This is a genomic window from Aeromonas sp. JL9, assembly GCF_024436075.1.
Lineage (GTDB): Bacteria > Pseudomonadota > Gammaproteobacteria > Enterobacterales > Aeromonadaceae > Aeromonas > Aeromonas veronii.
Window position 1 is genome coordinate 1 of sequence record NZ_JANFNV010000010.1, and the last position, 11,480, is coordinate 11,480.

General features: G+C 53.6%; 10 protein-coding genes. 3 read left to right on the top strand and 7 right to left on the bottom strand.

Going from position 1 to position 11,480, the window contains the following annotated elements; genetic code table 11:
- Window positions 1-123: 123 nt before the first annotated feature.
- The 5 genes from NOM06_RS09600 to NOM06_RS09620 all read right to left on the bottom strand — a co-directional run bounded on the left by NOM06_RS09600 (window position 124) and on the right by NOM06_RS09620 (window position 6,597).
- Window positions 124-2,085, bottom strand: a complete 1,962-nt coding sequence (locus NOM06_RS09600) for an AAA family ATPase (protein WP_255911320.1) — start codon at window positions 2,083-2,085, stop codon at window positions 124-126.
- Between the two features lie 359 nt (window positions 2,086-2,444).
- The gene (locus tag NOM06_RS09605; RefSeq protein ID WP_147746094.1) at window positions 2,445-2,822 is read right to left on the bottom strand and encodes a hypothetical protein; all 378 of its coding nucleotides are present in this window, start codon (window positions 2,820-2,822) and stop codon (window positions 2,445-2,447) included.
- 378 nt (window positions 2,823-3,200) lie between these two features.
- Complete coding sequence (locus NOM06_RS09610) at window positions 3,201-4,700, bottom strand: histidine-type phosphatase (RefSeq protein WP_255911322.1); 1,500 nt, start codon at window positions 4,698-4,700, stop codon at window positions 3,201-3,203.
- Between the two features lie 287 nt (window positions 4,701-4,987).
- Window positions 4,988-5,566: a hypothetical protein gene (locus NOM06_RS09615; protein WP_255911323.1), complete on the bottom strand. Its 579-nt coding sequence runs from the start codon at window positions 5,564-5,566 to the stop codon at window positions 4,988-4,990.
- 422 nt (window positions 5,567-5,988) lie between these two features.
- Window positions 5,989-6,597 carry a short chain dehydrogenase gene (locus NOM06_RS09620; RefSeq protein ID WP_005347588.1) on the bottom strand — a complete coding sequence of 203 codons (609 nt, stop codon included), beginning with the start codon at window positions 6,595-6,597 and terminating at the stop codon, window positions 5,989-5,991.
- A 105-nt stretch (window positions 6,598-6,702) separates the two neighbouring features.
- Here NOM06_RS09620 and NOM06_RS09625 point away from each other — a divergent pair, with 105 nt between their 5' ends.
- Both NOM06_RS09625 and NOM06_RS09630 read left to right on the top strand, forming a co-directional pair.
- The gene (locus tag NOM06_RS09625) at window positions 6,703-7,584 is read left to right on the top strand and encodes a LysR family transcriptional regulator (protein ID WP_255911324.1); all 882 of its coding nucleotides are present in this window, start codon (window positions 6,703-6,705) and stop codon (window positions 7,582-7,584) included.
- 128 nt (window positions 7,585-7,712) lie between these two features.
- Window positions 7,713-8,627, top strand: a complete 915-nt coding sequence (locus NOM06_RS09630; RefSeq protein WP_255911326.1) for a Gfo/Idh/MocA family protein — start codon at window positions 7,713-7,715, stop codon at window positions 8,625-8,627.
- Window positions 8,628-8,742: 115 nt separating this feature from the next.
- On the opposite strand, the gene NOM06_RS09635 is transcribed toward NOM06_RS09630, so the two are convergent.
- Window positions 8,743-9,093: a TusE/DsrC/DsvC family sulfur relay protein gene (locus NOM06_RS09635; RefSeq protein WP_019446869.1), complete on the bottom strand. Its 351-nt coding sequence runs from the start codon at window positions 9,091-9,093 to the stop codon at window positions 8,743-8,745.
- Between the two features lie 24 nt (window positions 9,094-9,117).
- Entirely contained in the window at window positions 9,118-11,283 is a 2,166-nt protein-coding gene (gene yccS / locus NOM06_RS09640; protein ID WP_255911328.1) for a YccS family putative transporter, read from the bottom strand.
- On the opposite strand from yccS, the gene NOM06_RS09645 reads away from it, so the two are divergent.
- The coding region (locus NOM06_RS09645; RefSeq protein ID WP_255911330.1) for a hypothetical protein at window positions 11,276-11,480 on the top strand (205 nt) is incomplete at its 3' end. The two genes, yccS and NOM06_RS09645, sit on opposite strands and share 8 nt — an antisense overlap.

Genomic DNA, 11,480 nt, shown 5'->3' on the forward strand with positions numbered 1-11,480 from the left:
GAAGGAAGTGCGCACTAAAGTAGCGTAAACAAGACACCGGTTTGAGGCCGGTGTCAGGTGATAACTAGATCTGTACAGATTATTAATAGAGTATTCTTTGTAAGTATTTATATTATGTTTTTCTCATGACCCAATATTGTCCTGATGCTTAAACTTATTTATGACTTCATGTATAAGTCTACCTAGGACATATTTTTCGGGTTCTTCCTGTAATCTGATTAACATATTTGATTTTATTTTATCAGGTTTTATTCCAACACAGCGCTTTGATATTCCACTCATGGCTTTAGCAATAAATGCTTTCCCATCTATGAGGCATTTCCAATTATCATGCCACTCGGAATCAAACTTGACTTTTATATCTCTATTATATTTTATTACATTTTTAGCAATGTTGTCATGCAGCGACTCATTTATTAACTCATCAATGCCACCCTTCATTCTCCTTACGTTTCCGATATTGTCACCTATGTTTTCTTTTATGTATTGCTTGAGGTGAAATGATGCAAACTTATAATATGACTGCTCTTTTAATGAATCAGCCTCTTTACTGAAAATATCTTCAATTTCAGCCGCTGTTATTTTTTCTTCATGTAGAGTATCTAAGGTTGGATTTATAGCGTCCATGACCAACTCTATATCTATCATATAGTTTTCTATTTCATGACGCTCTAAAACGATGAAACTCTCATCGTAAAATTCAGGTGAAATATTCCTGATGCCATCTATATCTTGTGCTGATTTATTATCTCTATCCATTGCAAAACAAAATGACGCACCATGAATTAGGTTTTTAATTCTTGCAATTTTACTGAATTGCTCAACGACTTCTTTGCAATCGGAGACTGATACAACATTAATACGATGTAAGCTAAGAATCGGGAGGAATATATCTCTATCGCTCTCTCCTTCAACAAATAAAGTTCTGGAGAATACACTACTGATACCTGCATTTCTTAATTCAGACTCCAAACTATAGTTGTAAACTTTATTAAGACCATCTTTTCCAAGCATGAAGCAGTCACCAAAATTTATATTTTGATATATAAGTGGCTTGGAGTGTGTGATGAGAAATATTCGATTAAGGGAATCGGAGTCTTGATTCTGGAAATGTTTATGTTTTTTATCTGTCTTTATGTTTTTTAACGTCCATTCATTAATCCCTCCACATTCAGTTACCTCTCTTAAAAAGAGATAGAAATTAGATAGCAATGATTCATGAAAGTGGTTTTCAGGTTCATCAATTATTAATGTTCCAACCGATGGAAAGAAGAATAAAAATAATGTTGTAAGATAAATGGCGCGCTCTCCTGAACTAAAGTCCTTAACGTCATAAAGAGAGACATTCTCAGATGTTTTTCCTTGAATAATAAGTTGGCCATCTTTCTTTGTGGCACTGACATTTTTAACCTCAATATTTCCACTGATTCTCTTTATCGCTTCATTAGCTGCTTGGAAATATGGATATACCCTACTAGGGTCTAGTCTGTATTGGATATGATCTAAGACAGTTCTCCTATATATCGCTTGTAAGGTTTCTTCTGGATAGAAAATACAGTCAAAGAAAAAATCCTCATCATGTTCCGCTCTTGACTTTAGCGATATATGGTCAAAGTTAATGCCGAAGTCAGAGAATGATTTTCCTGCATCAATAAATACAACTAATGAGCGAGGTCGTTCAAGTTTCCAAAACTGAGATACTGCTTTAATAGCATTTGGTGTAGCCTCATTAGGTGTAAAAGCATAATTAAGTTCATCTTTACATAGTGAAATAGAGAGTGATATACCGTATGTTTCATTGTCTATTTTAAAGTGAATGTCAATGTTCGCCTCTTCAGTTACAATTAATTGATCTATTGAAGAAACTATCTTGTCATGGATTTTTTGTTTTCTGTTTTCATCTAGTTGCTGATGGAAAAATAATTTCTGGAACAGTTGTATTGCTTTGAATGCCGCTGTTTTTCCTGAGCCATTAACGCCGCTTACAGTTGCAATTTTGTGCTCTAAATCGCTTCTTAAGTTTAATAAAAAGCCACCCTTTCCAAATCTTTTAACATTCTCAATGTAAACTGATTCTATTCGCATGATGTTTTCTTATAGCGGTAATATAAAGTAATAATATGGTTTATAAGACGTAAATGGACTAAAGCCTTTATTACTACAACGAAAATCTGGGACACCCACCTTTCTGATCCCGTATGTTGGGCTAAAAATCGTAGGTTGGTGCTGAACGAAGTGAAGCCCAACGTTTACCAAGCAATGTAACTGAAATCTGTTTTACCAAACTGCCACATCCATGTTTATCCCGCTCTGATGGGCGCAATAATACTCACTACCGGCCCCCAGCCAATGAAAGTAACAAGAGGAGAGGGGTAATTATGTTGAATAAGTATTCTCCAAGTGTATGCTTTTATATTTTAATTTCTGGTGAGAAATTTATCGGCCTATTCAACAACAATGTATTTATTATCATTAACGCCTGATTTGAAAGCACTATCTGGGGCATCGGCAAGCTTTTCAAAAGTTTTAAACTGCCCGTGTTGAAGGTTGCAACCAAAAAGAGCCAATTCCCATGGAGTAGACTGTATGCCTATTGTTAGCGTTAAAAGTCCGTCATTGATCATTTTAAGGTACTTCATAACTTCTGGGTTTTCATTTTCATATGATAAGCAAGATGATTTAACCTTGCCGGTTTGCTGTTGTTCTGTACATGCTTTATATACAGACTCGCAAACTCTAAGCTCCGTTACACTTGGCTCAGCAAAAGCTGAATTGCAAACAAAATAAATAACAAGAAAAAAATAACTATATTTTCTACTCATAGGTACCTGCCAATTTTCAATTGTATATATCGCCAGAAAATCTGGGACACCCACCTTTCTGAGTAAGGCGTAACGCCACCAAATCCCACGCTACCGCCCGTGGATTACAGCTTCCAATATGCTCCCTTGACCTGCGCTGGCAGCAACCCATCACAGATCAACAGGTTATGGCTGGCTATGGTAAGCCAAACGAAACTGCCGAGGCGAGACTTAAAGTGACCTAACTATCAGAAATTAATCGTTTTTTGAACTGGATCAGCAAATGGAACTGGAAGGCGGCTTTATCGCCATATCCCGCTTTGGCAAGCAGGGAAGGGGAGTGAATAGGGGTGACCTGCTGGTCGCCCCTTGTGATTGCCATATCCGGTGCGCGAAGGGTTAGCCGTTATAGCCGTAGCAGCGTTTGAGCTCCTCGAAGTCGTAGTAGTGGCTGCCGCTTTGGTAGGGCTGGCAGCCGGTCTTAAAGGCGATCTCCTTTTCGTTGTAGAACATCTTGACCAGCACCTGCCGCTGCCCGTTCTGGTAGATATCCCACTGAATATTGGCGGTATAGGGGGAGACCCAGCCGCCGCGCCACTCGTTGTTCTGCTGGCTGAACAGCTGATCCGGGCTGGCCCCCTGACGGCTCCCTTCCAGCTTCATCAGGGCGGCGAGGGGGATAATGGCTTCGGCATGGGCAAAGCGCAGGGTGGCCTGTCGGCTCTGCTCGCCCTCCACCACCTGACGCTGCACCTCGCCAAACATGCCGTCGAGCAGCGGCTGGGCAATGGCGTAGGGGGCGTTCTGGTTGGCAAAGCTCGGCCCCTTCTCGTAGAAATCTTCCGCATCGGAGAGGTAGGAGAACCAGGCAGACTCCTCCGGGGTCAGGAACTGTTCCAGCGCCCAGGGTTCGCTGCCCTGTGCCTGCGCTTCGCGGATCATGCCGGGGCCGATGATAAAGAGGTTGTAGAGCATCAGGGCGGCATCCACTTCGTCGCGCACATAGGTCATGCCGCCATCCTCCGGGTTGACGGCGACAAACTCGACGCCGCCCGCCAGATAGTCGACAAACCCCTTGCTGTAGATACGCTCCAGCATGCTGCGGGCCATCTCTTTGGTCTTGCTCAGGTTTTTAAGCTGATCCAGCGCTCTGGCCAGTTCGGGGGCCGGGGCGATTCCGGCATCTTCGTCGCCGATAAAGCGCTGGTAGCTCTCATAGGCGGGCAGGTAGCGGGCGTAATCCCCCTCGGGGGTGGTCTTGTGGAAGTAGAGCTCGAACTTGTTGACCAGCTTTTTGTCGATCTTCGAGGGGTCATCCTGCGTGAGGTAGCACTGCGCCGAGTCGCTGACATAGTTCACGTCGCGCTTGAGGCTCTCCATAAAGTAGAAGGCGCTTTCGTTGGCCCTGTCCTTGCCCGAGGTGACCACCTTTATGCAGTGGGGCTCGCTGCTGTTGAGCAGGGTCGGCAGCCGCGCCGCCAGTCGGGTGGCGAGATTGGCGTGCTCCTCCTTGCCCAGCGCCGAGAGCAGGCCATAGCCCAGTTTCTGGTTGGCGGCCGTCACCAGATCGACCTTGCCTCCCAGCCCCTGCCCGAGAGTGGTGAGCGCCCCCTGACGCTGCGCCTCTTCCCAGACCAGCTTGGTCAGCACGTCATATTTCGGGCTGGAGAGGGAGCGCGAGCCGTGGCGCGCCACCATCTCGGTAAAGACCGGAATGAACCCCTGTGGCGCTGGCTCGTAGCTCTCCGCCTGCTGCTGCGGGCTGTAGACCGCTTTGGTGCTGTATTGGTAGGCGGTTTTGCCCTGGCTGTCGGCAGACGATTCGTTCTCTGACTGGCAGCCGCCAAGCAAGACCAGCGAGACGGCCACAGCCACATAAGAAGAGCGCGGGAAAGTCATGATGTTCCTTATCTATCCATATGAAAAATAAGTGAAAAACTCTATGGCTTGAAAATGACCGCGGGATGTCAGTCAGATGACAGGCTGATGACTTCTGATAAAGCAGTAAGCAAGGGGAGGGGCAGAGGATGGCTATAGGGAGGGAAATAGAGGCTCAACCAACCACTACGCCGGTCACGGGTGAGTGGTCAGTGAGCACTGTTGGGATGGGGCCTTATTGTCTTACCTCCTGCCCCGTCATCTTGATCCAAAGGGGAGGCAATTAAAGGTTGCCAATTAAGGGTTGCTCAATACCACGCCAATAAGGCATCGAACATGCGGGTATGGGTCACTTGCAGGTTTGCCGCCTTGGTAGAAATGGCTGCGCTATAGAGCTGGACGCCGGGTTCGTTATGACTCTGCACCAGATAGTTTTTATGGCGACAGGTTCCATAGAGAGAGAGGCTTTTTCTCGCACAGTGGCCGAGAAACAGCACGGCGCCAAGGCCGATCAACAGGCCGGATATATCCAGCTGATTGATATCCATCAGATTGACGGCGTACAGGGCAAATTGTGCCTCGGCTTGCAGGGCGAGTTCATAGAGCGACACGGCAAACATGGCGCCGCAGAGCAGCAGTTTGATACGGGCGAGGCTGGTGAGTTTGGTCTGCATCACGTCCGGCGAGACAAAATAGAGATTCTCCAAATGCCGTCTCTGCTCTTTGATAAGGATCCCGCGCACATTGACATCCACCTCGACCTGGGTTGATTCGCGATAGACCAGCCCCTGTTTTTCCCACTCGTCCGCCAGCATGGCAACCAGCACCGGATAGACGACAATGGCCAGGCCGCAATAGATCGGCAGCGCATTGTATCCGCTGGACAACAGCCCAACTGACAATATTGCGAATATATAAGGCGACAAGGCTTTGAGTGCAATTGATGATTTCATCGTTATACATCCATAAATAACGCGTTTTATAAGTGCCGATAGCGCACAGGCAATAGTGGCCGCGCCAATAAGCTGCGGCCAAATAGAGCGTTGGTCAGCGGTAATTCATTCCGGCAAATAGCCTGAAATACTCCCTTTGCTCGGCAACAGGGAGAAGAGCGCCATAGTAAGCCAAACGAGGCCACTCTGACAGTGACTCGGATGACATAAATCTGTGTGCCGTCGTCGAAATGAAATCATATTTTGTCGCTACTCCGGTTCCTCTATGCAAAAAGCCCCGAGAGCTGGCGCTTTCGGGGAAGAGGAAAAACATCGACAAGGAATTACAAAGGCGGTGGGGTCACACCTGAGCAAGATCAGGCATCGACATAGAGCACCTGACCGCTAATAAAGCCATCGACGGAGCGCTCAAACGCCTTGCCGACCAAAGCGCCCGGCACCGGCTGGAAGCCCGGCATCATCTCGCCATATACGTCCCACGCCTCTTCCAGTACGGTCGGGTTGACCACATTGATGCGAATGCCGCGGGGCAGCTCGTGGGCCACGCACTGGACAAAGGTATCGATGGCGCCGCTGGTGGTGGCATCGGCAATGGCCAGCGGGATCGGCTTGATATTGAGGATGCCGGAGATCAGGGTGAAGGAGCCCCCCTGATTGATGTAGTTGAGGCCGATATTGACCAGATTGATCTGCCCCATCAGCTTGCTCTGGATGGTGGTTTGCCACTGCTCGTCGCTCATCTCGCCAAAGGGGGCGTATTCGCAAAATCCTGCGGTATTGACCACCGCATCGAAGGAACCCACGTTTTGGTAGAGCCGCTCGATAGACTCTCTGCTGGTGATATCCACCTGAAAATCACACCCCTCGCCGGAGCGGCTGGCGGTGATGACCTTGTGCTTGCCCAGACCACTGAGGGCGGCTTGCCCCATTTTCCCCTGAGCACCAATCAGAATGACAGTTTTCATCGTTAACCTCGCTTTGCTGGAAGAGCTGCAAGGTTAGAGAGCCACTGATACAATGTAAATCATGGGTGTTTTGTATGTGATACAACTGAAATTGGTGAGGTGAGGGTGGAGAAGATCGATATCAGGCAGATGCGGGTGCTGGTGCTGCTGGTCAGATACAAGAGTGTGTCTCGGGTGGCCGAGCTGCTGGAGGTCTCCCAGCAGGGGGTGAGCAGCCATCTGAAAAAGCTGCGCGACCTCTTTCCTGCCGAGCTGTTTATCCGCCAGAGCGCCGGATTGCAGCCGACCGACTACGCCTGCGAGCTGGCCGCCAGGTTTGAGCAGATCCTGGCCGATATTGACGGGGTCTTTGTGGCTGCCCCCTTCGATCCCGCCAGCAGCCAGCGCACCTTCAGGGTGATGGCCAACGAGTATGCCCAGCTCGCTATTATCCCAAGGCTGGCGAGCGCTCTGCGCAGTCAGGCGCCTTCCATCCGGCTCGATGTGGTGGACTTTCAGGCCGAGCTGCATCTGGACGCGCTGGCCAGTGGCGAGGTCGATCTGGTGATTGGCTTTGATGCTTATCTCGACCCGGGGTTGCTGCGCGCCACCCTGCGCCGGGATCACTACTGCTGCGTGCTGCGCCGCGATTCCCGATATCTTCCGGACAACGCCCCGCAGGATCTGGCAGCCATCCCCTTTGTGCAGTTCGCCAACAGCGTCGGCAATTTCGAAGGGCAGATGAGCCCGCAGCAGGTTGCCAGCGCGGCGGTGGCGACGCTCCCCTGTTACACCTCGCTGCAAGCCTTTATGTTGGTCAATGACGTGGCGGCCTGCATTCCGTCGGCCATCGCCACCCTCGGCGATTTTCGCATGCTGGAGCTGGCCGGGGCGCCGCAGCAGTTCGAGGTGGTGGTTGGCAGACACCGTAAAAGTCAGGGCAATCTCGCCATCGAGTGGCTGGCCGAGGTGATCAAGTCGGTCTGCGATCTTGCCATGCCCAAATAACGTCGCCGTTTGCACAGAGCTGCGCACGCCAGCCAGTTTGCTAACGGCAGGCTGGATCTGCGGGACAAATCCTGCGATGGTGCGGGCAGTTATCCGCTTGTCCCGTTATCGAGTGAAAAGGAGTTGAGATGCGCATTGCCATGATTGGTCTGGGGGATATCGCCCAGAAAGCCTATCTGCCGCTGCTGGCGAGCGACGAGCGGATCACCCCGCTGTTCTGCACCCGCAATCCAGCGGTGCTGGAGAAGCTGGCCCGCCAGTATCGGGTCGCCGAGTGCTTTACCGATGTGGCGGCCATGCTGGCCAGCCGCCCCGACGCCGTGATGATCCACGCCGCCACCGCCGTTCACCGCGAGCTGGCCGAGCAGTGCCTGCGCGCAGGGATCCCCACCTTTGTCGACAAGCCCCTGTGCGACAATCTGGCCGAGGCAGAAGCGCTGGCCAACCTCGCCATCGCGCAAGATTGCGCCCTCTTTACCGGCTTTAACCGCCGCTATCTGCCCGCCATGGCCGAGGCGCGCGCCGAGCCGCTTACCGAGCTCAACTGGCAGAAACACCGCTTCGCCGTGCCGGGCAAGGCGCGGGATTTTATGTTCGACGACTTTATCCATGTGCTCGACAGCCTCTGCTTCTATGGCGGCGTGCCGGACGGCGACTTTCATGCGGTATTGCGACCGGATATGAAGGACAACAGCTTGCTGGCCGGGGTGAGCGTCAGCTGGCAGAGCGGCGTTCGCGCCATCAGCGGCAGCATGAACCGCAGCGCCGGGATCACCGAGGAGCGCATCGATGCCTACGGCGACAATCTCTCCCTGCACCTTGAGAACTGCACCCGCGGCATCATCGCCCGCGACAAGCAGGCCCAGACGCTTGCCCCCAGCGACTGGCTGCCGGTACTGGCCCAGCGCGGCTTTGCCGCCATGCTGGCGCACTGGTATCAGCAGATTGAATCGGGCAAGGCGGATAGCGAGCTGATCGCCTCCTACCTGCATGGTCACCGGCTGGCAGAGCAGTTGGTGGTGCTGGCTGACCAGCGGGGATAAGGCTGGCCGAGTCAGTACGAGGGATATGAATGGACGGTGCGCGAAGATAGCGCACCAAACACAACGGGGGGCCGCAGTTGCGGCCCCCCGTTGTTATGGGATGAGATGCATGGGATCAGATGCACTTCACCGGTTTGGGCAGGCCGCCAATCTTGGTCGCCTGCTTGGCTGGCCCTTCCGGGAACAGCTTGTAGAGGTAGCGGCTGTTGCCCTTCTCGGGGCCGTACTGCTTCTCCATCGCCTTGACCAGCGCGCGGATGGCGGGGGAGGTGTTGAACTCCAGATAGAAGGCGCGCACAAAGCGCACCACTTCCCAGTGCGGCTCCTCAAGCGTGATCCCCTCCTGCGCGGCCAGTACCAGCGCCAGCTCCTCGCTCCAGTCGTTGCTGTTGAGCAGGTAGCCCTTGGCATCGGTCTCGATGAGTTGGCCGTTGAATTCCAGCTGATGTTTTTCGGACGCAGACATGAGGGCTCCTCGCTAATGGGGCTATCAGGATTGGGCGGGCATGGTAGCGCCTTGATCCCCGGTGAGCAACCGGCTCTCGTTGGCCAGATGCAGCAGCTGATCCGCCAGCTCGCTGATCAGGTTGAGCTGCTGGGTCAGCATCAGCTGCTCCTCGCTGCTGTCTGCACTGCTGTCTGTGCAAAGAAGGGGGCTCTGACCACCGATGGAGCTGGAGGGGGTGCCCGCCAGATGACCGGCGGCCTGCTCCAGGGTGTGGCAGATGTGGTGGCGCACCTCATCCAGCCCGCTGATGGCCTCCAGCTTGTCGCGATGGGCCCCCAGCGCCGAGATGTAGGAGAGCAGGGCGTGGTTGCGCCAGGTGAGGGTAAAGCAGAGATCGAGGAAGCGGCGGCGCTTTTGCGGCTCTACCAGCATGCTCTGCCAGGCGGTGGCCAGCTCGCTGTCCGCCAGATGGGCGCTCTTGCGCGCCACCCGATAGTCGATGGACTCATCGCGCTGCTGCTTGAGGCTCGCCAGCACCGCCGAGAGATAGCGGGCGTTGGCCGACAGCGAATTGGCGATCAGGGTCGGCAGCCGCTTGTACTGCCAGTCCGGCCAGAGCCAGGCCACCAGCCCGTAGGAGATCAGGCAGCCGAGCAGGGTATCGAGCAGCCGCGGCCCGAGAATGGCAAAGCCGATACCATCGAGCAGATTGAACGCCATCAGCACGTAGAGGGTGATAAAGCAGACCGCGGCGCTGTAGTTGTTGCGCACCTGGGTGAAGAAGAGGAAGGCGGCCAGCCCCATCACCACCAGCTGGACGTGCAGCTCGGGGAAGAGCCAGAGCACCGGAATGCCCACCAGTATGCCGGCGAAGGTGCCGAGCATCCGCTGCACCAGTCGGCGGCGGGTGGCGCTGTAGCTGGGCTGGCAGACAAACAGCACGGTCAGCAAAATCCAGTAGCCCTTTTCCAGATCAAAGGCTTGCAGTATGCCGTAGCCGATCACCAGCCCGAGTGACAAACGCAGCGCATGGCGAAACACCATGGAGTGCAAGGTGAGGTGCTGCTTGAGCTGGGTCAACAGCGGCAGGCGGGGCGGGCGCGCCAGCGCGGGCAGCTCCTGCTCTGGTTGCTCGGGGTTTTGCAACACTTCGGCGCTGCCCAGCAGCTGGTTGATGCTGGCCAGATTGCGGCGTAGGAACTTCATCGGCGTCAGCAGGGTTTTCGGGTAGTGCTGCTTGAGATTGGTGAACTCCAGCTGATCGCCGAGGGCCTCCAGGGTCCAGTGGATGCGCTTGTTATGGGCGTAGGGCTTGTGCACCAGAATGGCGTAACCGAGCCGCTGGCACGCCTCGGAGAGTTGCAGGAATACCTCCTGAAATCCTTCCAGTACTATGCCCTGCTTGAGCTCCGCTTCCAGCCGACTGTAGGGGTAGTGGCTGGAGGTGGCACGCTCGTGGATTTCCAGCGCCAACAGGTAGAGGCGCAGCAAGCTGGCCAGCTCTGGGCTGGCCGGATGACGGCGGCTCAGGCGGGCGTTGAGGGCCGATTTGGTGAGGGTCAGCGCGCTCACCAGATTGATGTTGAGCTGGGCCAGATTGTGGCGAATGGCCTGAGCGCCGTGCTCGTCTGCCGGGAAGAAGCGGGACTTTTCCAGCAGGTAGCGGCCAAGGGCGAAGTAGCTCTGGGCCAGCTGCTCGTGCAGGGTTTTGTAGGGCAGCAGCCAGAGCCAGATAAACGAGACCAGCCCGTACCAGAGGGCGCCTGCGCCGAGTGCCAGCGGCTGGTAGAAGAGATCCGGCGCCTTGGCGGCTCCCAGCATGGTGTAGATGGCGATCAGCAGCGAGCCGAAGCTGATGGTGGCGTAGCGGGCACCGAGCGCCCCTACCATCACGAAGATAAAGGTGGAGCTGGCGAGCCCGATGGCAAACAGCCAGGGGGTGGGGTAGAGATACTGCACGCACAGGGACGCGAACATGAAGCAGATGAGCGTCATGGCGAGGTTTTTGAGCCGTCCCCACAGGCTGTCGTCGGTTTCGGCGATGGCGCCCGCCACTACCCCGAGGGAGAGCAGCACGGTGAGCTGGATATTGCCGGTGGCCAGGGTGAAGGCGAGCAGACCGAGAATGGCCAGCAGCACCTTGAGGGCGAAGTAGATGTGACTATCGGTCAGCAGTCGGCGTAACAAACCGGAGAATTCCATGGGCATGCTAGGCACCACCCTTGAGCGAAGCAAAATCGATGTGACTATCAATCAGCAGTCGGCGCAGCAGGCCAGAGAGATCCATCGGCATGAGACAGGTGAAACCCTTGATCGAAACGAGAGCGAGATAGTAACCCGCCAAGCGCGAAGTGGGCCGGTTCCCAAACTCGGGGCCCTGGGGTGGATTGCGTGTTTTTCAACTT